This is a genomic window from Shewanella sp. ULN5 (assembly GCF_030731885.1).
Lineage (GTDB): Bacteria > Pseudomonadota > Gammaproteobacteria > Enterobacterales > Shewanellaceae > Shewanella > Shewanella holmiensis.
The window spans coordinates 1-21,934 of sequence record NZ_JAPJEE010000021.1; the positions used below are offsets into that span (position 1 = coordinate 1).

Genomic DNA, 21,934 nt, shown 5'->3' on the forward strand with positions numbered 1-21,934 from the left:
GTCGCGGGTTCGAGTCCCGTCCGCTCCGCCAACTTAAGATGAAAGCCCTAGCAGCAATGCTAGGGCTTTTTTCGTTTTGCTGATTTAGCGAAATATAGATTCTTATTTAGTTTATTAGCATGCTAACGATCTGATCTTTTTCCCATCTTTACTCCACTACAATAAAGTCCATTATGTAGCGCTATATTCACTGTTTTTCAAAAAGGTTATTGGTTTAATGTGGAAAGCATTCTGATTAATCGAACTATTTTCTTGCTATTGCCATATTGGTTGCCATAACTTATGGGGCAATTACTGCATTAAAGGATTTAGCAATGAAGCTAGAGATGATTTGTACTGGTGAAGAAGTATTATCTGGCCAGATTATTGATACCAATGCCGCTTGGGTAGCTAACGAGCTGATGTCCCTTGGAATTGAAATGCAACAACGGACAACGGTAGGTGATCGTTTAGATGATCTAGTTGCTGTGTTTCAGGAGCGAAGCAAACATGCAGATGTGATATTGGTTAATGGCGGTTTAGGGCCCACTAGCGATGACATGTCTGCACTGGCTATGGCAGTTGCCAAAGGGGAGGCCTTAGTTGAAAACGTCCAATGGCGAGAACATTTAGTTGATTGGTTTACTAAAAGTGGCCGAGTGATGGCTAAAAGTAATTTGAAGCAAGCCATGTTACCCGAGTCTGCAGTTATGGTTGATAATCCTGTTGGTACAGCTTGTGGCTTTAGAGTTAAGTTAAATAATGCGTGGTTGTTTTTTACCCCTGGTGTGCCTTTTGAACTAAAGCATATGTTTACAGAGCAGTTTGTGCCGTTTATTACACAAGAGTTCGGTTTGGCTGACAATACACAATTGCATAAATTGCTCACTATAGGTTATGGCGAATCAGCATTAGCGGATATGTTAACAACACTTTCACTCCCTGATGGTGTTGAATTAGGTTACCGCTCTTCAATGCCACACATTGAAATTAAAATCTTTGCCAGAGGCGATAAAGCGATCCGCGCGCTACCAGAGGTGACTAAAGCTGTGAAACAATGTTTAGGTACCGCGGTTGTTGCTGAGAATAAAGCTACGTTAGCCGAAGAGATCCATGGTCGTTTATTTCAATCGGGTTTTAGCCTCAGTGTTGCAGAGTCTTGCACTGGTGGCATGATCACTAGTCAGCTGATTGCTTTTGCTGGCAGTTCCTCATACTTACATCATGGATTAGTTACTTATAGTAATGAGTCTAAGGTGAAAGTGTTGGGCGTAAGCCCACAGATTTTGGACGATCATGGTGCCGTTTCCATTGCGACAGTTGAGGCGATGGCAGATGGTGCTCGTAAGATTTTGGATAGTGATTTTGCTTTGGCTACCAGTGGTATCGCAGGCCCTGATGGAGGCACTGATGATAAACCTGTCGGAACAGTCGCTATTGCATTGGCAACCAAGCAGGGCGTGTATAGCCAAATGGTTAAATTGCCTAGACGTTCTCGTCAGTTAGTGAGAAGTTTAAGTGCTGCTGTAGCTTATGACATGTTGCGCCGAGCATTGCTTGATGAAGCCGTGATTGTTGATTATCCTTCAATTGGTCGCTTTGATAAGTAACCGGAATTTATCTTCAGCGGCTATTTAACGCTAATTGCGTGGACAAGCTTGCTATAGACCTGCGATTGACGGGTAAACTAGTCTTGTTACCACTAACGATTTCTAGCTGCTGAGATAATGTTTTTATTGAAGATTATTAATGGATTGCTACATATCTTTAATCGGTTTTTGGTTAGTTCGCTGTAACTCTGATTAATATTAGACAAAAAAATAAAGCGCCTATAGCGCTTTATTTTTAAGAGATGTTTCAGCTAAAACTTTACTACTAACTTGCCTTTTTCTACCGCAAGTTCTTTGGTCATTTTAGCCATTAATGCTTGATTAGTGTCATTCATATCAAGCGTATACACTGGCTGATTTTCTAAAAAACCACGTAAAAAAGTCATCACTTGTGGCGTAATTGTTGAGAGTGTTTGTTCAATCTCGGCGGGTTCAGCACTGACATTGACTAAATTTAACTGACGTAAATAGACACTTTTAGTTTGGCTGTCGTACCAAGGCTGTGCTTCAAATGTCGTTTTAAGTTTAGCGCTGATTGGCATTAGCGGATTGCGGATACTGACTTTTGTCGTCGCCGTTAAACCCATAATGTTAGGTTTGTCGCCTAAGCTAACTTGCATATCATTTAACACCAGATTGATACCGATAATCTGGTTGCCTTGTTTGACCTCAAAATGCATCTCATTATTGAGGTAATTTTCTATTTCATTTTCAGTAATGCTGTACTGACTGGCGCAGCCAGTCAGTAGTAGCAATGCACTGACTAATATCAGTTGTAATGTTTTCATTAACCCGTGTTTCTCATGCCAGCGGCAACACCCGCGATAGTCAGCATTAGCGCTAATTGTACGTGCTCAGAAGGTTCAGCTTCTTTACGAGTACGGGCTAATAGCTCGGTTTGCAGGAAGTTTAATGGATCAATGTATGGATTGCGAAGTTTTACTGATTCACGGTTCCACGGTGTGTGTGACATTAACTGATCTGATTCAGTTAGTGATAACACAGTATCGATACCGAGTTGTAATCTTTGGCGCAGCTTTTCACCTAAATGATGTAGTTCAGGTTTCACTAAGCAGTTTTCATAATAACGCGCTAAATTTGGCTCAGCTTTCATATAGACCATTTCTAGCATAGAAATTCGCGTTTCAAAAAATGGCCATTCAGCTTCCATTTCACGAAGTAATGTTAGCTCGTCACGTTGAATTGCTGCATTTAAAGCTTCACCTGCGCCTAACCAGGCAGGTAGCATTAAGCGGTTTTGTGACCAAGCAAAAATCCATGGAATAGCACGTAAACTTTCAATACCCCCATCGACTTTACGTTTTGCAGGTCGGCTACCCAACGGTAGTTTACCTAACTCGACTTCAGGTGTAGCTGAGCGGAAATAAGGCACGAAGTCTTTTTCTTCACGCACAATACCGCGGTAATGTAATACCGATTCTTCAGCAATACGTTGCATACAATCGCGCCAAGCCTTTTTAGGTTCTGGAGGCGGTAATAACGTCGCTTCCATCACGGCCGATGTATATAAAGCTAAGCTTTGTACGGCTAATTTAGGCAAGCCAAACTTGAAGCGGATCATCTCGCCTTGTTCCGTTACGCGGATACGGCCATCAACTGAACCAGGAGGTTGCGATAGAATTGCTTTATGAGCCGGTCCGCCCCCACGTCCGATAGAACCACCACGACCATGGAACAGCATCAACTTAACGTTAGCTTTATTACATACCGCAACCAATTGCTCTTGTGCACGATATTGGGCCCAAGCCGCTGCCATTACACCGGCATCTTTTGCTGAGTCGGAATAGCCAATCATGACTTCTTGCATACCCTTAGTATAGCCACGATACCAATCGATATTTAATAATGACTCAATGCAGCTTGCCGCGTTGGTTAAATCTTCTAATGTTTCAAATAATGGCACAACGCGCATTGGATGACTGCAACCGGTTTCTTTTAATAGCAGTAACACGGTTAATACATCAGACGGTTTACCCGCCATCGAAATCACGTATGAACCTAAAGATTCTTTAGGTTGTTTTGCGATAAGTGCACAGGTTTTAATGACTTCTGCCACATCATCGCTTGGTTGCCAGTTAGCAGGGATTAATGGGCGACGGCTAGTTAATTCGCGTAACAAGAAAGCTTGTTTCTCGTTTTCGTCCCAAGCGTTATAGTCGCCTAAACCTAAATAACGGGTTAGCTCAGCAATCACATCGCTATGGCGAGTTGAGTCTTGGCGGATATCCAGACGTAACATATGAATGCCAAAGCTTGCAAGACGACGTAAAATATCGAGTAATAAACCGTTTGCTATAAGCTTCATACCGCTATCGCACAGACTATTGTAAAGAAGCTCTAGTGGCTCCTGTAGGTCTGCTTGGTGCCAGACTATGTCACTGGTATCAATATCAGGATGACGGCCTTCAAGGCGTTCGTTTAAATAGTCGATTGTTTTACGCAATTTGCAACGTAACTTGCGTAACACCACACGATATGGCTCGTTACTGTTTTCGGTAAGGGCCAATAATTCAGGTGTAGCTTGCTCCATTGATAATTCGCCAACCAATGCCACAATGTCTTTTAGATAAAGACGTGCAGCGGCATGACGGTTTCTATCTAATACTTCTTGGGTCACTTTGTGGGTAACAAATGGGTTACCATCACGATCGCCGCCCATCCAGCTAGAAAATCTCACTGGCGCGATATTAATAGGTAGCTCTTTACCGGTACGTTGCTCAACTTGATCATTTAGCTGACGTAGAAAATCAGGAATAGCTTGCCATAAAGAGGTTTCAATGGTGCTTAATCCCCAACGCGCTTCATCAACAGGCGTTGGACGTTCGCTACGTATTTCGTTGGTATGCCATATTTGGGCAATTAACTGGCGTAACCGTAAACTATTTTGGCTGCGTTCTCTATCAGATAACTGGCTATTTTCTTGGTCAGTTAAACAATCAACTACGGCAGAGTATTTTTGAATTAATGTGCGGCGAGAGATTTCAGTTGGATGCGCCGTTAACACTAAATCGATTTCCAGTTGCTTTAAGCAATTGATCACATCATTTTCGTCTAAATCGGTATTTAATATTCTGCCCAGAAGCTGTTCAACAGGATCGGGAACACATACTAACTCATCGCAGTTGCGACTAATGGTGTGGTATTGCTCAGCAATGTTGGCTAAGTTTAAAAATTGGTTAAAGGCTTTGGCAAATGGGACTAACTCTTCATCAGGCAAAGATGTTAGCAGGGCTAACATTTGCTCGCGTGAGCTTTCATCACCCTTACGAGCTTGTTTGGCGAGAATACGGATTTGTTCAACTTTCTCAAGAAATGCATCACCAAGATGGCTTTGCATAGTTTCACCTAAAATTTGGCCTAAATGTCCCACGTTTGATCTTAGTGAGGCATACATATCTGCCACTTGCTCTGCCATACATACTCCAAAGTCACTCGTTTAAATTGCCTGGCTATCACAATAACCATCGTACAGTATTCGGTCAATACACCAACACTGTGTTTTGTAATTTTATTTCGTTAAAAACTTTCACTCTGCGCAATTTGTAGCGCTTATTTAGTGATTTCTACTTAATACATGCGTGATAAATCATTTTTTTGATCAATTCTACCGTCGGTGTAAGGTATTCTAAACCGATAAATTCGTCAGGTTGATGCGCTTGATTAATGCTGCCAGGGCCTAAAACCAGAGTCTGACAGCCTAATTTATTAATGTATGGCGCCTCGGTTGAATAGTTAACCACTTCTGCTTCATGGCCGGATAACTCAGCAACGAGTTTGGTCCATGGGTTGTCGGCTTTTCCGGCAAATGATTCAGCGCCAGGGTAGAGCGTGCTAACGCTAATACTGCCAGGATACTCTTTGCTAATATCACTTAAGTAATTCAATACCATTAATTCAAGCTCAGCCAGTTCCATGCCCGGAAGAGGGCGAATATCAAGGTGTAAATCGCAACAGCCGCAAATTCGGTTTGCCGCATCACCGCCATGAATATGGCCAAAGTTCATGGTTGGATAAGGTACAGTAAAGGCATCTTCACGATAGTTTTCACTTAAATGCTGTTTCAGTTTCATTAGCTGGCTGATGACCTTATGCATCACTTCAATGGCATTTAATCCTCTTGCGGGATCTGAAGAGTGACCACTGCGACCGATTACCCGAATTCCCTGAGCTAAATGACCTTTATGCATATATACAGGTTTTAAGCTGGTCGGCTCGCCGATCACAGCATAATCAGGCGCAATGGCTTTTGAGTCGGCAAACGCTTTGGCACCGCTCATGGTAGTCTCTTCATCGGCGCTGGCAAAAATGGTTAATGGGCGTTTAAAGTCTTTAAGTGGCATATCTTTCAATGCTTCAAGGACTAACGCAAAAAAACCTTTCATGTCGCAGGTGCCTAGACCATACCAGCGATTATCTTTTTCAACGAGTTCAAATGGGCTTTGGCTCCAACGGCCTTCATCAAATGGCACAGTATCAGTGTGGCCTGCCAATAAAAGCCCGCCTTCACCTTGACCTAGGCGAGCGATTAAATTTTGCTTGTTACGTGAGTCGGCCACTATAGGAGTTTCGCAACTAAAACCTAACCCGCTAAACCAGTTTTGCAACAAGCCTATAACTGCATGATTACTCATATCGTGCTCAGGTTCGAGCGCGCTAATAGATGGTGTGCTAATTAACTGTGAAAACGCATCTTTAAGGTGAGGTAGTGTGCTCATTTATGATCCTAAGTAGAAAAACAATAAAATACTTATTCAGTAATATTGCATAAATAATATTGTGTGTTAGTCTAGCAAACAGATGACTAAGGCACTACAACTTGACTGTAAGAAATGAAAATAAATATGCGTAAATTTGCTGTGAAATCCAATATATCAATAATTAAAGCGAACTTCCTGCGACGATAGCGCCAAATGAGACGTCCTCCGTCTAAAATGCTTTATGCTAACACTTCCATTTATGACAAAAAAAGACAACAACACAATGAAAAATATCGCAATTATAGGTGCTAGTGGTTACACCGGCGCACAAATTACGTCTTTGATCAATGCTGATGCTAATTTATCAGTGCAGGGATTGTATGTCTCAGAAAACAGTTTAGATAAAGGTCGCAAACTGGCGGACTTGTATCCTACATACAGCCACATGCCTTATGTGCTGTCACCTTTAACGGCTGAAGCTAAAGCGCAAATTGTCGCAGAAGCCGATGCGGTGGTATTAGCCACTGAGCATTCAATTAGTTTGGAGCTAGCCGCTGAATTTTATAAAAAAGGTTTAGCCGTATTCGATTTAAGCGGCGCGTATCGTTTTGCTGATGTTGCCCAATATCCTAAATGGTATGGCTTTGAACATACGCATCCAGAAGTATTAGCCGATGCGGTTTATGGATTAGCAGAATGGAATGCTGAACAAATTAAGCAAACTAAAATGATTGCCGTACCAGGATGTTACCCGACGGCATCATTAACAGCGTTAAAGCCGTTAAAATCCTTTTTAACATCAGCTTATCCGGTGATTAATGCCGTGAGTGGTGTTACGGGCGCGGGACGTAAAGCACAGCTGCACACCAGTTTTTGTGAGGTAAGCTTAACGCCATACGGTGTATTAGGTCACAGACATCAACCTGAAATAGCGACTCAATTAGGTCAGGAAGTTATTTTTACCCCACATTTGGGCAATTTTAAACGAGGCATTCTCGCGACCATTACCGTGCAGCTAAAATCTGGCACGACAGAAGCCGATGTAGCAAAAGCATATAGTGTGTATGACAACTCGCCAATTGTGACGGTCAAGCATAATCAATTTCCAAAAGTCGACGATGTGGTATTAACCCCAAATTGTCATCTGGGTTGGAAATACGATGCCAATAGTGGCTACCTTGTTGTCGCAAGTGCTATCGATAATTTAATGAAAGGTGCAGCAAGCCAAGGTTTGCAATGTATCAAAATCCACTTCGGCGTGTAACGGCTAATAAAACAAGGATATAAAAGTGACAACTCATTCTGTTTTAGTGCTGAAAGTTGGCGGCGCGTTATTACAAACTGAAACCGGTATGGCTAATTTAATGTCTGCGATTAAAGACATGACGGCAACGGGTCAGAAAATTGTATTGGTTCATGGTGGTGGTTGCTTAGTTGATGAGCAATTAACCGCTAATGGTAAAGAGATTATCAAGCTTGACGGTTTACGCGTTACCCCAGCCGATCAAATCGGTATTGTTGTCGGCGCATTAGCGGGCACCTCAAACAAAATCCTGCAAGCTGCGGCAGCAAAAGCGGGTGTCGTCAGTGTCGGCATGAGCTTGGGCGACGGTAATGTGGTTAACGCCAACATTAAAGATGAACGTTTAGGTCTAGTGGGTGAAGTGACCCCAAATGACGCCAGCTATTTGAACTTTATTTTACAACAAGGCTGGTTGCCCATTTGCAGTTCTATCGCGGTGTCTGATGCCGGTGAAATGTTAAATGTGAATGCAGATCAGGCCGCAACGGCATTAGCTAAGTTAGTTAATGGCACATTGGTGCTGTTATCTGATGTTGCGGGAGTGTGGGATGCTAACAAGCAAGTGATAAAAAGTTTGAACAAAAGCCAAATAGAAACCTTGGTTGCAGAGGGTGTTATTGAAAAAGGCATGAAAGTAAAAGTTGAAGCAGCTTTAGAAGTCGCACAATGGATGGGGAAACCCGTTTTAGTCGCTTCTTGGCTAGAAACCGAACAGTTAAAAACATTAGCACAAGGCGGGTCCATCGGGACTCAAATACAGCCTTAATGGAGTAGTTTATGAAGCACCTGTTGTCGATAAAAGAGTTATCTCAAACTCAGTTACTGGATATTTTAGCATTAGCTAAAAAAATTAAAGCAAACCCAGCTGAGTACCGTCGCGCCTTAGATGGAAAAAGCGTTGTGATGCTTTTTGAAAAGCCGTCACTGCGCACTCGAGTGAGCTTCGATATCGGCATTAATAAATTAGGTGGTCATTGTTTATACCTTGATCAACAAAATGGTGCTTTAGGTAAGCGTGAATCGGTAGAAGATTTTGCCACCAACATTTCATGCTGGGCGGATGCAATTGTTGCAAGAACCTATTCACATACCACCATTGAAAAATTAGCTAAGCATGGCAGTGTACCTGTGATTAATGCCTTATCTGATTTGTATCACCCATGCCAAGCGCTTGCTGACTTTTTATCATTGTCTGAGCAGTTTGATGATGTCAGCAAAGCAAAATTAGCTTATGTTGGTGATGGTAATAATGTGACACATTCACTTATTTATGGCGCAGCCATTTTAGGTTTAACCATGACAGTGATTTGTCCTGAAGGGCATTTCCCTGATGCCTTAGTGGTAACAGAGGCACAAGCTTTAGCAAAACAAAATGGCGGCAAGCTGACATTATCAGCTGATATTAATCAAATAGAAGGCCACGATGCTATCTATACCGACACTTGGATTTCAATGGGTGATGACACCTCTTTAACCGAAATTAAAGAACGTTTCAGCCCATACCAAGTGAATGCTGAGTTAATGGCAAAAGCGGGGGCAAAATACTTTATGCATTGTTTACCCGCCCACCGTGGCGTAGAAGTCACAGATGAAGTGATGGACGGCAAAGGATCGTTAATTTTAGATCAAGCTGAAAATCGTATGCATGCTCAAAATGCCGTATTAGTCACCTTATTAAGTTAATACTGTCAGCAGTATTAATCGTTAAATTGAACAGCGTTTAGTCGCAGATTGTAGGAAGAAAACATGTCTAGTGCAGTGAAAAAAACCGGCGTTAAAAAAGTCGTCTTAGCTTACTCTGGTGGGTTAGACACCTCAGCTATCATCCCATGGTTAAAAGAAACCTATGATGATTGTGAAATCGTGGCATTTTGTGCTGACGTAGGTCAGGGCGAAGAAGAGTTAATTGGTTTACATGAAAAAGCCATCGCTTCAGGTGCTTCTGAATGTCACATCGTTGATCTAAAAGAAGAGTTTGTTGCAGATTATATTTACCCCACTATCGCTACCGGTGCCATTTACGAAGGTACTTACTTGTTAGGTACGTCTATGGCGCGTCCTATTATTGCTAAAGCGCAAGTAGAAGTGGCACGTAAAGTGGGTGCAGATGCGGTATGTCATGGTTGTACAGGTAAAGGCAATGATCAGGTGCGTTTTGAAGGTTGTTTTGCTGCGCTAGCACCAGATTTAAAAGTGATTGCGCCATGGCGTGAATGGGAAATGCGTAGTCGCGAAGACTTGCTTGCCTATTTGGCAGAGCGTGACATCAAAACCAGCGCCTCAGCGACTAAAATTTATAGCCGTGATGCTAACGCATGGCACATTTCCCATGAAGGCGGCGAGTTAGAAGATCCGTGGAACGAGCCTTCAAAAGGTGTGTGGACGTTAACTGTTGCGCCAGAAGATGCACCGAATGAACCAGAATATGTGTCACTGGCCATTAAAAATGGTCGTGTGACCCATGTCAATGATGAAGCTTTGTCACCTTATGCAGCATTAATGAAGCTAAATGATATTGCTGGTAAACATGGTGTAGGCCGTATCGATATTACCGAAAACCGTTTAGTTGGCATGAAGTCTCGTGGTTGTTATGAAACACCAGGCGGCACAGTAATGTTTGCTGGCTTACGTGCCATTGAAGAGTTAGTGTTAGATAAAACTAGCCGTACTTGGCGTGAACAAATTGCCGGCCAAATGTCGCATTTAGTATACGACGGTCGTTGGTTTACGCCTTTATGTAAGTCGCTTATTGCGGCATCAGAGTCTTTAGCTGAATCAGTCAATGGTGATGTGGTGATCAAGCTTTATAAAGGTCAGGCAACCCCAGTTAAAAAGCGCTCGCCAAACAGCTTATATTCAGAATCATTTGCCACCTTTGGTGAAGATGATGTGTATGACCAAAAGCACGCTGAAGGCTTTATCCGCTTATATTCTTTAGCTAGCCGTATTCGTGCGCTAAATAGCAAATAAGCATAAAGCTCATGATATTAGGGCGCTGATTAGGCGCCCTTCTTGTAATCACTTTTGTTTTGCAAAGAGTGCTTACCAGAAGTAAATACTCATAGAATCGACTTAATTGAATAGCTACAGCTAAAAAGAGGATACCGACATGGCATTATGGGGCGGAAGATTTCAGGGCGAGACCAGTGCACTTTTCAAATTATTTAATGACTCGCTACCCGTTGATTATCGCTTATTTGAACAGGATGTTGTTGGTTCAATTGCCTGGGCTGATGCCATCGCAAGTGTCGGGATTATTACCGCGCAAGAATGCACAGATTTGAAAGCGGCATTAAATGAATTGTTAGTTGAAGTCGGTAATGATCCACAAGCCATTATCAGCACAGGTGCAGAAGATATTCATAGTTTTGTAGAACAAAAGCTGATTGCCAAAGTTGGCGATTTAGGTAAAAAGCTGCATACAGGACGTTCACGTAACGACCAAGTCGCAACTGACTTAAAATTATGGTGTAAAAAAGAAGGTGCAACTTTACTGGCTAAATTGGGCACCTTACACGCTGAATTAATCGCGGTAGCCGAGCGAGAAGTCGACGCGGTTATGCCGGGTTATACCCATTTACAACGTGCGCAACCTGTTACCTTTGGTCACTGGGCATTAGCTTATGTTGAAATGTTTGAGCGTGATATTAGCCGCTTACAAGATGCCCTTAACCGTGCGGACTCTTGTCCATTAGGTTCAGGTGCATTAGCTGGCACGGCTTACCCGATTGACCGTCATGCGTTAGCTACCGCACTTAACTTTGCTCGGCCGACACTTAACAGCCTAGATACCGTATCAGATCGCGATCACGTGGTTGAGCTTTGTAGTTCAGCGTCTATTAGCATGATGCATTTAAGCCGCATGGCTGAAGATTTAATTTTCTTCAACTCAGGCGAAGCTAACTTTATTTCATTAGCGGACGAGGTGACCTCTGGCTCATCACTCATGCCACAGAAGAAAAACCCAGACGCATTAGAGCTTATTCGTGGTAAAACGGGTCGTGTTTATGGCAGTTTAGTGGGTATTTTAACCACCATGAAAGCCTTACCTTTGGCCTACAACAAAGACATGCAAGAAGACAAAGAAGGCTTATTTGATGTGGTTGACAGCTGGGCAATTTGTTTAGACATGGCAGCATTAGTATTGTCAGGCTTAAAAGTGAATCGCCCTCAAGCGTTACTTGCGGCGCAACAAGGTTATGCCAATGCGACCGAATTAGCGGATTACTTAGTAGCTAAAGGCATGCCTTTTCGTGAAGCGCACCATGTGGTAGGTGAAGTGGTTGTGTTTGCCATTGGTGAGCAAAAACCAATTGAAGAGTTAACTGTCGCGCAACTCCAGCAGTTTGCAAAGGTGATTAGCGACGATGTTTACCCTAACTTAACCATTGAAGCCTGTTTAGAAAAACGTGATGTATTGGGTGGCACAGCATTGAATCAAGTTAAGGCTGCTATCGCCGCTAAAAAGGCGTAAACATAGCGTTATTTATCAACAAGCCCTGCTGGTGGACATCAGCAGGGCTTATTTCATTTTGGGATATTTTTACCGTAACACTGTCGAGCTAATTGTCATCTTTTTGTCATAAGATCTTAATATTATGAGGTAAATCATTTTTCTCTATTAGAACCCTGCCATGAAAATTTCGACGCTTTCATTAACCGCATCGGCCATTTTATTGTTATTAGCCGGTTTACTTGCTACTGCAGTGTTATGGAGTACAGATAAACGCAGTGAAGTCGACTCCCAAGCCAAAGCATTACTGGATATTCAGCAAGATTTTCTACTAGAGGTGCGTCCCAATATCAGCGCTTATTTGCAGACGGGAGACAGTCATAACCTGACCCAAGCTCGTCAATATTTAGCCGAGATTGCTGAACGCATTACTAAGTTAAACTTGGCTACAGCGCAGGTTGAAATTGCTGCAGCCACGCAGTTTTTAAATGAATTGGTTAATAACCTAGATAATCGCTATCGCGCAGCCGGGAAGCTGGCGGGCAATCCACGCCAATTACTTGCCTATGCCGAATCTGAAATGCTGGATAATAATAAACGCCTGGCTGATTATGCTGAGCAAGGCGCGACAATCAATCCCTCATTATCCCGACAGTATTTATCCCTTACTCGAAAATTACCCCTAGTGGTTTATCGGCTGTCACAACAATCAGAAGGATATTTGATAGGGAAAGACAATCGGCTTGAGTCTGGTTTGAAAGCCAGCATTGCAGAGCTTAGTACTTGGCATGAGCAGTTAAATTTATTGCCATTAATTGGCATGTATCAACAGCAAGAGGTTGATGAATTTGCTTTGGGGGATGATGAGCCTGAACAAGTCGAAATTGGTGATCTATACCGCGGCGAACTGCTTAGTTTAAGTGCACGTTATGAAAAAGAAATTGCCAATACTTATCAGATGCTAACAGATAATTTAGCCGTGCAGGCACAGCTTGCGGATGATACTCAACAAGTGGAAGCCAAGCTGTTTGCACTGGGCAGTATTCAAGCGGAGTTTGATCAGCAATTAAAGCAGTGGCTGCAAACGATTTTGTACGCCATAGTGACAATTATCAGTTTATTTGCCATTGGCTATTTGTGGCTGCAACATCGAAGCGTAGTCATGCCCTTAACCCGATTAAATAGCGCATTTATGCAATTAAGTGAGTCTAATAGTCGTGAGCCGCTAGTGATTGCCAGTCGCAATGAAACCGGCCAAATAGCAGGCCATTTTAACCAGCTACTGTTACGGTTTGAACAAGAGGATGATCAGCAGCGCCAACAAGTGACAGCAGTGTCAAATTCATTGGGTTTACTGATTGACCGAATAAAGTGTATTGCAACCAATACCGAACAAACCCAGGCCGTAGTTAATGTGGCCCAAACCCAAACGTCTCAGATTATGTCCCTTGCAGATGAAGTAAAACAGTCTTCAATGAAGGTGGAATACAGTGCCACCATCACCATGCAGCATATGCAAGAAAGCCAGCAACAAGCGGTTGAAGTGTTGACAGCAACTCAAGTATCACAACAGGCGGTTGATCATTGTCAGGCATCGTTAGCGGAATTATCGACCTCGGTGACGAGTGTGACGCAAATTGTTGATGTGATCGGTAATATTGCAGAGCAAACTAACTTGCTGGCGTTAAATGCCGCCATTGAAGCGGCGCGTGCAGGTGAGCAAGGCCGGGGCTTTGCCGTGGTGGCCGATGAAGTGCGCAATTTGTCGCATCGTACCCAATCTTCTTTAAAAGACATTATGCGTATTTTAAATCAGTTAAGCCTATCAAATACCAGTTTAACTGACAGCGTAAACGGAATAGGACAAGCAACACAAAGCCAGCAGCAGCGGGTAAACCTATTACTTGAAGTCGCCCAAACGGTTCAGCATCAAGCCAGTGAAATGATGGAAACCGCTAAACAAGGTTCGGGGTATGCTAGCCAGCAGGTAAACTATTTAAATGAATTTGCCCTGGCAATGGATACCTTAAAAGGCCATGCACAAACCGCGACAGCGCAAAGTCATCAAATTGCCCAAGAAGTGGCTGATGGCGTTAACACCATTGAGCAAACCTTAGGTATCGCTACAGGTTAATATCAGCCCTATATTTGTGGCGTTTATCGTTAATCGTATATCGTTTCAAGTGAATAGCTAAAAAACTGACGTCTTTCAGGCCCAGAAGCATTGGCGCTAACTTTATTGGGGTGTTTATATTCATCCCAGCTCGCCACATTACGGCCAATATTCAGCTGCGGAAAATTAAGTTTTTTAGCCGAAGTTAATGGGTTATTCAATCCGATAAATTCCAACAACTGAGTTAGCGCACCTGTTTGACTAATATCGAGTGAGATAAAATTATCTCGACCAGCAAAATACTCACTAACCTGTTGCTGGTGGGTCAAATAACATCTGCGTAAATGACCTGCATCAGCTGGCTCTGCCAAATCCCAAATTTTAAAACTGTGTTGAAAACTCCGCTTCATTATCGGATGAAAGCGGCCATTGTCTTTATCTAAATGCACCAACATGCGCCCAAGCAACATTTGCATCGACGGGATCCACTTATCCAACGGCCTATCTAAATAAACAAACTTAGCTGCAGGAAACAGCTTATCCAACTGTTGATAGTCGCTAAAGCAGGGCGCGTCCGACACTGCATCAGCCAACATAAACGCCTGCTTAGTAAAGGCCTGGTGAGCAACCGTTAAGCCTTGCTCAAGCAACGCCACACTCACGCTAGTCGTACCTGTTCGTGGCAGGCCAATAATAAACACTTTATTTGCCACAGTGGGTTTAGGCTTAGCGGCTTGTGGTGATGTCGATACTTCAGTCAGCTTGGATGTCATTAATTACCGTCGCATTGGGTTATTGAAAGGTAAACTTATTGATTAGTCAGTCAGTCATATAAATTACCGGTTACACCATTTATGATTAGTCACCTAACGCTACCATTTTGTCGGTAAATATTGAGTGTAATATAGCGGCATGACGATATGTTCTTTCTCTAGTGCTGATGATCCTTGTGTGCCGGTAAGCTTGAATGTTTTGCTTGGATCGCACTTTTCGATATATGACGCAAGAGATTTAGCACGCGTACGTTTACCACTTTTGACTTCGATAGGGAAAATGCTGCCAGCATTATTAGTCACAATAAACTCTATTTCTGCTCGAGCATCATTCCAAGAGTAGCTAGGGTCAACACCCATAGCAGCCAGTTCTTGCTGGACAAAGTTTTCGGCAATATACCCTTTGTACTCATAACTTTGCTGTTTTATTTCTTTATAACTACAGCCAAGCATATGGCTGAGTAGCCCTATATCGAACATGAATAGCTTAATCATATTGTCTTTTTTGTAAGCGGCAAGTGGTGATTTAGGCGCCCCTTCAATCGGATAGTTAGCCAGTGCCAAGCGACAACGAAGTAACCAGTGGATCGCGTTTTCAAAATCGCTATAACGTGACTTACGTTGGTGGACATTTTTGAATTTAAAGCGCTTAACCGACTCATCCATCACGATAGAGAGTTGTGCAGGTATGCTGCTAAACACTGACTCAATCAAGGTCGCATCAACTTTACCCGCGTATTTACCAAAATCTCGTCGGTAACCTTCTACCAAGTCAGCATGTATTTTCGAGACCTTTGCAACACGTTCTAATATGCTGGCATCTTTATATTGATACCAAACTGCCACCGCCTCTGGCATACCACCGGTAAAGAAATAATCAGTGAGTTTGTCCGTTAGTATGTGGTGTGCGGTCGTCGAATTTGCTTGGGTGTCAAATGCCTTAATTAGCGCAGTTTCTTCGGAGGCATAAATAAATTCTTTGAACGTTAACGGCCGTAAATAGTATTGTTCAACTTTCCCAACAGGGAAAGTATTTAATAATCCAATGTTGGATCCGCTTGCAGCGACAAAGTAAGTCGGGGTTTTTTCAGCGAAATATTTGAGTGATGTGACAGCGCGCTCGCACTCGCCGATTTCGTCAAGAATAAGCAAGTCTGTTTTTGGGTTAAAGCTCTGGCCAGTGATCAGTTCAATGTTTGTTAATAACTCGTCTGGTGCGAGTGAACTATCAAAAGCCTCTTTAAAAGCAGGGTTTTCTAGAAAGTCGATACGCAGCGTATTGGCGAATGTTTTACCAAACAGTAATTGCAGGAGAAACGTTTTACCGGTTTGGCGAGCACCATCAATCAGTAATGGTTTACGCATAGGCTGATTTTTCCACGTCATTAACGAATTGAGTAAGGTACGTTTCATAAAGCCTCTAACCGACGGTAATTAATGTTAGTGACCATTATAAGCATAAAAACACGCATAAGTTACACATTTATGCGCGTAAAAGTGCGCTTAGGTTACACTTTTATGCGCATAAAAGTGTGCTATAGCTACTCAGGGGAGGGGCTTTACGTGACGCAATCAGTTGTCGGCAATTTCAGAGCGTGGCCAAAGTCAGCCGCAATAATCTAACCCGACATTTGGCCCAGCTTGTAGAGTAACAATGTTTGGCCAAAACCGACGCGGGCGGCAGAAGTACAAGGTATGTGTTGGTGCTGTGATTGTTGTATACGCTTCTGTATTCAATTGATAAATATTAAAATTTAGATTACTCATACATGAGTGTTGTTATAGTATATTTTTATCTTCTGTACTTTCAAAAGGCATATCCGACATGGATCAAGTTGGTATTTATGAAAAGCTCATTACTCAACTTATTGATAAAAACATAGATCGTGATGTTTTCTATTTAGGAGAAAGGCCGCTTGATAGTGCTGAAGCCAGTATCTGGTTATCCAGATTTTTAACAAACATCATTAAGTATGCGATAGAAGCCGTTCCAAAAGGCGATGACCAGTTAGCGAATCAAATTAGTCTTGCTAACAAATTGGTTTTTTGGCTAAAAGATCATGTCAGTGATGATCAGTTGATATCTGAAAACTTGCTTGATAGTAAAGGCCGTATTTTGACGGCGTTGTTTGAAAAGCAAAACCCAATATCAACCGATTTCCCAGAGTTTACGAAGGCCATTTATCCTCTAACAGGTTTAAGTCAAAGTGAATTGTTTTGTGGCAGCAATGCGGGTATTTCACTTGAAACAGAGCTTAAACGTGAGATCCGCTCAGCAGACAAAATTTATTGGTTAGTGTCTTTTATTAAGTGGGCCGGTATTCGGATTTTTAAGAATGAACTTGAAGAGTTCACTCGCAGCGGCAAAACGCTGCGGATCATCACGACATCTTATATGGGGGCGACAGATGCTAAAGCGGTCGAGTTTTTAGCAAGCCTGCCAAATACAGAAGTTAAATTGAGTTACAACACTAAGCGTGAACGCTTGCACGCTAAATCCTACTTGTTTTTGCGTAATACAGGGTTCCACACTGGATATATCGGCTCATCTAACTTGTCGCATTCTGCACTGACCAGTGGCCTTGAATGGAATTTAAAAATAACCAGCCAAGAAATCCCCCACATCATAGACAAATCTCTCAACACCTTTGAATCCTATTGGCAATCGAGTGAATTTGAATTGTTTAAGGGTGATATTGAATCTAAAAACAAACTTCACGAGGCGTTGCGGGAAGCTAAGGGCGGTTACAGTGACGACAGTGCATTTCATTTTGATATAAAGCCCTTTGCACATCAGCGAGAAATCCTTGAGCAGCTGGATGTTGAGCGCACAGTTCATCAGCGGTATAAAAATCTAGTCGTTGCGGCAACGGGCACCGGTAAAACACTTATTTCAGCGTTTGATTTTGCCCGTTTTTATAAACAGCATCCAGAAGCTAATTTTTTATTTGTGGCTCATCGACAAGAGATCCTTAAGCAAGCTTTGTCTGCCTATCGTGGAGTATTGAAGAATAATCAGTTTGGTGAATTGTGGGTTGCTGAGCACAAGCCTAATAGCTACCGGCATTTGTTTGCTTCGGTACAAAGCTTAAACCTGCAATTAGAAAGCTTGCCACTCACCGCTGATTTTTATGATTATATTGTGATCGATGAAGTACATCACATTGCAGCAAGTAGTTATCGAGGATTACTAGCGCATTTCTCACCCAAGATTTTATTGGGGTTAACCGCCACGCCGGAGCGTCATGATGGGCAAAATATCCTTGATGACTTTTGTGGGGTAATCGCTGCAGAAATTCGTTTGCCTGAAGCCATCAATCAGCGCTATTTATGTCCTTTTCAGTATTTTGCAATTGATGATGATACCGACCTTCGCAAAATTAAATGGCATCAAGGGCGATATGATATCGCAGAGCTAAGCCATCTTTATACTCATAATGAACAACGAGTTACTCGCATTATTAGAAGCCTAAATGACACAGTCACTGACATTCGTCAGATAAAAGCCTTGGCTTTCTGTGTTAGTAAGGAACATGCAGAGTATATGGCAAAGAAGTTTAACTTAGCCGGTATTAGTGCAGATGTTCTTACTAGTGATAATAGCCATGAACGGCAACAAAAGCGCCAAAGTCTAGTCAGTGGTCATGTGCACATTTTATGCGTGGTGGATATTTTCAATGAAGGCGTCGATATTCCAGACGTTGATACATTATTGTTTTTACGTCCAACCGAAAGCTTAACCATCTTTTTGCAGCAGTTAGGGCGAGGATTGCGATTAACTGATGATAAACAGTGCTGCACGGTATTGGACTTTGTGGGTAATTCTCGTGATGAATATGACTTTTCACAAAAGTTTCGCGCGTTGGTTGGTAAAACGAATCAATCGATTAAAGATGAGATAACCAATGATTTTCCTCACTTGCCATTAGGCTGTCGGATCGAGCTAGAAGAACAGACTCAGGCAATGATTTTACGGAATATTAGTCGTGCAACCATGAATGCTAGCAGGCTGCGCCAGCTCATTAATAATTTCGAGCACCAAAGTACGCTTACCTTAAGCTTGGTTAATTTTTTACGCTTTAACCCTAACGTTCAGCTAGAAGATATTTATAAGCTAAAAATGAGTTGGTTAGAACTCGTTGAGAGCGCACATAAAAACCAAATAAATGAGCCAAATTTAGATGGAAGTCTGGCGAAAGCCTACTATCGCGCGATAAATAATCATTTGTTTGCCTGCAGTTCTATCTCATATTTACAGTTTTTAAAGCAGCTAATTATCGATAATTTCAGCTTCGACGATATGGATGCAACCCAGTGTCAATTTGCATTAATGTGCCATTATAATTTTTGGGATAAGTCGGGCGCCGAGCTAGGTTTTACCAGCCTTAAGCAAAGTGTTGCGGCGTTGAGACATGCTCAGTTACAAGCTGAACTCCTTGATGTCATATCGTTACTTATTGAGCGTATACATCATAATGAATTTGAAATGCTTATCCCTGGAATCCCATCTTTGAAAGTGCATTCAAGGTATACCAGAGAGCAAATACTCGCAGCCACTGGCGCAAGTTCTTTTAGCAAAAAATCGACTGCCCGTGAAGGCGTTTTAGTCCTTAAAGCACTTAATGTTGAGCTGTTGTTTGTGACCTTGAAAAAGTCAGTCAAACAATTTTCGCCGACGACCATGTACCATGATTACGCAATCAATGAATCGTTATTCCATTGGCAATCTCAAAATAGTGCAAGACCCGAACATGGCCGAGGTCTGGGTTACATTGAGCATGAAAAAGAGGGCCGTAAATTGATTTTGTTTGTGCGTGAGCAAGCTAAAGATGAAAACGGCCGCACCATGGGTTTTGTCAATTTTGGCGAAGTAGTTTACATGGCGCACTCGGGGATACAACCGATGAATATTACTTGGAAATTAATGACGCCTATGCCAGACATTATGTGGCATGAAGCTGCAAAATTAGCAGTAGGGTAAGCCTACCAAATCGGCATATGCAACTGTTGAAAACAGGATGTTTTCGTCAAGCCCCCATGGATGGGTTTACGGCGTGTTGCAGAGGACGATGTGGTGGGTGCGGGACCATTATAGGCGTGACTTAATCATCACGGGTTAACACTTCAAGCAATTCAATGTCGAAAAACAAATCTGAATGAGGCGGGATTTTCTCGCCAATTTGACGTTCGCCGTAACCAAGGTTTGCTGGCACTGACAGCTGACGTTTACCCCCAACGCACATAGGATTGTCTCCAATAATGCCCATATACCAACCTTGAATAACCCGCTTAGCGGATATCACCACTTGAAATGTATCTGAACTATCAAACACAGTACCGTCGGCTAGTTTGCCAGTATATTTACAGGTAATAAGTGCGCCTTTTTCTGCCGCTTTACCTGTTCCTATTTGGGTGTCGTTGATGATTAAATCTGTCAATGTTGATGAAGTCATAGAGTGTCTTATTAATTATTTGATGTCCGTCGCTGGGCAAAAACTCAGCAGTATGCAGATATCATAACAGTTGATATCAACATATTTAAGGCTGCGAGTTTACGTTTTGATAATCACTATGTCATTTATTGTAATCATATGGGATGGTGGTTGATTGAAGTTGATTGCATTTAAAAAAATTTACCCCAATTGGGCTTTGAGTCGGTACTGATAGTGCCACCCCAAGCTCAAACTACGAAACAACATAAATGCACATAATGCGCTCCACAAAGCATGGTTTTCGTATGATTGCAGGCTCCACCAAAGCGGGAAATATACTCCAAAGGTTGCCAAAATCATGCTGTTACGCATTACCTGGCCTTGTGCTGCACCTATATAAACCCCATCAAATAGATAACAGCCAAAGGCTAAAATGGGCATGGCAATTAGCCAAAATAAGTATGACTGTGCCGTTTGTTGTACGCTGGGAATGTTTGTCAGTAAATGAATGATGTGATTGCCAAACAGCCAAAAGCCGCCGCTAAATATGATGGCGATAATTGCCGACCAAGCAAACGCTAGACTGACGGAGTCAAATAGCAGAGTGGGGTTGCGTTGGCCGACCGCTCGGCCTACTTCGGCCTCTGCATAGTAAGCAATACCATCAAGCGCGTATGAAATTAACATCAATAAATTTAGCAACACCGCATTGGCTGCTAAGGTGGTATCACCTAATCCTGCACCGTAAAACGCCATAAAGCTGAAGGCGGCTTGTAAACATAAACTGCGAATTAATATGTCACGGTTCAGAGTAAGTAGGCGTGATAACCCTGCAAATTTAAGGTGTTGCCGCAATTGTGACCAAGCAAAATGGTTTTGCTGTTGTTTAAGCTGGCGTGTGATCATGACAGCAGCAACTGTGAAGGCGCATATATCGGCAATGACAGAGGCTAACGCCGCCCCTTGTACGTTCCATTGAAAACCAATGACAAACACCACATCCAAAATAATGTTGGCGATATTAGCAATGATCAGCTGCCACATGGCGGCTTTGGGTTGTTGCCTACCCAGTAGCCAGCCAAGTAAAACAAGGTTTGTGAGAGCAAAGGGGAGTGCCCAAATACGGATTTCAACATATTGGCGACAATAATATTGTACCTGAGCGCTAGCTTCGGTTAAGTGTAGCGCCAAGGACAAGATGGGCTGTTGTAATGCCAAAGCGCCTGTGGCAAGTAAAAGTGCTAAACAAACACCTTGAACCAACAACTGCTGTTGAGTGTGATCGTCTTGTGCACCATAGGCTTGAGCAACAAGGCCTGTGGTCGACATACGTAAAAAGCCCAGCAACCACACCATTAAGGTGATTATGGTGCTGCCAAGAGCAACTCCGCCTAAATAATACGCTTCACCAAGATGGCCAATGACGGCGGTGTCGACCAACCCAAGCAGTGGAATGGTAATATTGGATAAAATCATCGGAATGGCTAATGCCATTAGCTGGCGATTTTTATCACCATTTGAGAGAGCGCTAAATAAGGACATATGCAAGGTAC

At 42.6% G+C, this 21,934-nt stretch carries 15 protein-coding genes; 8 read left to right on the top strand and 7 right to left on the bottom strand.

Annotation, left to right across the window (positions count from 1 at the left end):
- Positions 1–314: 314 nt before the first annotated feature.
- Positions 315–1,589 (top strand): CinA family nicotinamide mononucleotide deamidase-related protein, encoded by a 1,275-nt coding sequence (locus tag ORI98_RS16050; protein ID WP_306135906.1) that lies wholly within the window; start codon positions 315–317, stop codon positions 1,587–1,589.
- A gap of 251 nt (positions 1,590–1,840) precedes the next feature.
- On the opposite strand, the gene ORI98_RS16055 is transcribed toward ORI98_RS16050, so the two are convergent.
- The 3 genes from ORI98_RS16055 to argE form a co-directional block, all read right to left on the bottom strand.
- Positions 1,841–2,377 (bottom strand): DUF1439 domain-containing protein, encoded by a 537-nt coding sequence (locus ORI98_RS16055; protein ID WP_306135908.1) that lies wholly within the window; start codon positions 2,375–2,377, stop codon positions 1,841–1,843.
- Entirely contained in the window at positions 2,377–5,025 is a 2,649-nt protein-coding gene (gene ppc / locus ORI98_RS16060) for a phosphoenolpyruvate carboxylase (RefSeq protein WP_306135909.1), read from the bottom strand. Before ppc ends, ORI98_RS16055 begins: the two co-directional genes overlap by 1 nt.
- A 148-nt stretch (positions 5,026–5,173) precedes the next feature.
- On the bottom strand, positions 5,174–6,325 hold the full coding sequence (argE, locus tag ORI98_RS16065) for an acetylornithine deacetylase (RefSeq protein ID WP_306135910.1): 1,152 nt from the start codon (positions 6,323–6,325) through the stop codon (positions 5,174–5,176).
- A gap of 265 nt (positions 6,326–6,590) precedes the next feature.
- Here argE and argC point away from each other — a divergent pair, with 265 nt between their 5' ends.
- From argC to ORI98_RS16095, 6 genes are all read left to right on the top strand, one after another.
- Positions 6,591–7,571 carry an N-acetyl-gamma-glutamyl-phosphate reductase gene (gene argC, locus ORI98_RS16070; RefSeq protein WP_306135911.1) on the top strand — a complete coding sequence of 327 codons (981 nt, stop codon included), beginning with the start codon at positions 6,591–6,593 and terminating at the stop codon, positions 7,569–7,571.
- Between the two features lie 25 nt (positions 7,572–7,596).
- Positions 7,597–8,376 (top strand): acetylglutamate kinase, encoded by a 780-nt coding sequence (gene argB / locus ORI98_RS16075; protein ID WP_306135912.1) that lies wholly within the window; start codon positions 7,597–7,599, stop codon positions 8,374–8,376.
- A gap of 11 nt (positions 8,377–8,387) precedes the next feature.
- Positions 8,388–9,293 (top strand): ornithine carbamoyltransferase, encoded by a 906-nt coding sequence (locus ORI98_RS16080; RefSeq protein ID WP_306135913.1) that lies wholly within the window; start codon positions 8,388–8,390, stop codon positions 9,291–9,293.
- A gap of 63 nt (positions 9,294–9,356) precedes the next feature.
- Positions 9,357–10,580 (top strand): argininosuccinate synthase, encoded by a 1,224-nt coding sequence (locus ORI98_RS16085; RefSeq protein ID WP_188842082.1) that lies wholly within the window; start codon positions 9,357–9,359, stop codon positions 10,578–10,580.
- Positions 10,581–10,719: 139 nt separating this feature from the next.
- Positions 10,720–12,084, top strand: coding sequence for an argininosuccinate lyase (gene argH / locus ORI98_RS16090; RefSeq protein ID WP_306135914.1), 1,365 nt, complete (start codon positions 10,720–10,722; stop codon positions 12,082–12,084).
- 160 nt (positions 12,085–12,244) lie between these two features.
- Positions 12,245–14,197: a methyl-accepting chemotaxis protein gene (locus tag ORI98_RS16095; RefSeq protein WP_306135915.1), complete on the top strand. Its 1,953-nt coding sequence runs from the start codon at positions 12,245–12,247 to the stop codon at positions 14,195–14,197.
- Positions 14,198–14,226: 29 nt separating this feature from the next.
- Here ORI98_RS16095 and ORI98_RS16100 read toward each other — a convergent pair whose 3' ends face one another.
- Positions 14,227–14,949 carry a sulfotransferase gene (locus ORI98_RS16100; protein WP_306135916.1) on the bottom strand — a complete coding sequence of 241 codons (723 nt, stop codon included), beginning with the start codon at positions 14,947–14,949 and terminating at the stop codon, positions 14,227–14,229.
- 99 nt (positions 14,950–15,048) lie between these two features.
- Positions 15,049–16,362, bottom strand: coding sequence for an ATP-binding protein (locus ORI98_RS16105; protein WP_306135917.1), 1,314 nt, complete (start codon positions 16,360–16,362; stop codon positions 15,049–15,051).
- 412 nt (positions 16,363–16,774) lie between these two features.
- On the opposite strand from ORI98_RS16105, the gene ORI98_RS16110 reads away from it, so the two are divergent.
- Entirely contained in the window at positions 16,775–19,930 is a 3,156-nt protein-coding gene (locus ORI98_RS16110) for a DUF3427 domain-containing protein (RefSeq protein ID WP_306135918.1), read from the top strand.
- 121 nt (positions 19,931–20,051) lie between these two features.
- Here the strand turns inward: ORI98_RS16110 and ORI98_RS16115 are convergent, their stop codons facing one another.
- A complete protein-coding gene (locus ORI98_RS16115) occupies positions 20,052–20,402 on the bottom strand; it encodes an FKBP-type peptidyl-prolyl cis-trans isomerase (RefSeq protein WP_306135919.1) in 351 nt (116 codons plus the stop codon).
- Between the two features lie 180 nt (positions 20,403–20,582).
- Complete coding sequence (locus ORI98_RS16120; RefSeq protein WP_306135920.1) at positions 20,583–21,923, bottom strand: MATE family efflux transporter; 1,341 nt, start codon at positions 21,921–21,923, stop codon at positions 20,583–20,585.
- Positions 21,924–21,934: the final 11 nt, after the last annotated feature.

Bases quoted from the DNA above. Each gene is read 5' to 3' on its own strand.
- ORI98_RS16050 (WP_306135906.1), top strand. From the start codon at position 315: ATGAAGCTAGAGATGATTTGTACTGGTGAAGAAGTATTATCTGGCCAG.
- ORI98_RS16055 (WP_306135908.1), bottom strand. From the start codon at position 2,377: ATGAAAACATTACAACTGATATTAGTCAGTGCATTGCTACTACTGACT.
- ppc (WP_306135909.1), bottom strand. From the start codon at position 5,025: ATGGCAGAGCAAGTGGCAGATATGTATGCCTCACTAAGATCAAACGTG.
- argE (WP_306135910.1), bottom strand. From the start codon at position 6,325: ATGAGCACACTACCTCACCTTAAAGATGCGTTTTCACAGTTAATTAGC.
- argC (WP_306135911.1), top strand. From the start codon at position 6,591: ATGAAAAATATCGCAATTATAGGTGCTAGTGGTTACACCGGCGCACAA.
- ORI98_RS16080 (WP_306135913.1), top strand. From the start codon at position 8,388: ATGAAGCACCTGTTGTCGATAAAAGAGTTATCTCAAACTCAGTTACTG.
- ORI98_RS16085 (WP_188842082.1), top strand. From the start codon at position 9,357: ATGTCTAGTGCAGTGAAAAAAACCGGCGTTAAAAAAGTCGTCTTAGCT.
- argH (WP_306135914.1), top strand. From the start codon at position 10,720: ATGGCATTATGGGGCGGAAGATTTCAGGGCGAGACCAGTGCACTTTTC.
- ORI98_RS16095 (WP_306135915.1), top strand. From the start codon at position 12,245: ATGAAAATTTCGACGCTTTCATTAACCGCATCGGCCATTTTATTGTTA.
- ORI98_RS16100 (WP_306135916.1), bottom strand. From the start codon at position 14,949: ATGACATCCAAGCTGACTGAAGTATCGACATCACCACAAGCCGCTAAG.
- ORI98_RS16105 (WP_306135917.1), bottom strand. From the start codon at position 16,362: ATGAAACGTACCTTACTCAATTCGTTAATGACGTGGAAAAATCAGCCT.
- ORI98_RS16110 (WP_306135918.1), top strand. From the start codon at position 16,775: ATGGATCAAGTTGGTATTTATGAAAAGCTCATTACTCAACTTATTGAT.
- ORI98_RS16115 (WP_306135919.1), bottom strand. From the start codon at position 20,402: ATGACTTCATCAACATTGACAGATTTAATCATCAACGACACCCAAATA.
- ORI98_RS16120 (WP_306135920.1), bottom strand. From the start codon at position 21,923: ATGTCCTTATTTAGCGCTCTCTCAAATGGTGATAAAAATCGCCAGCTA.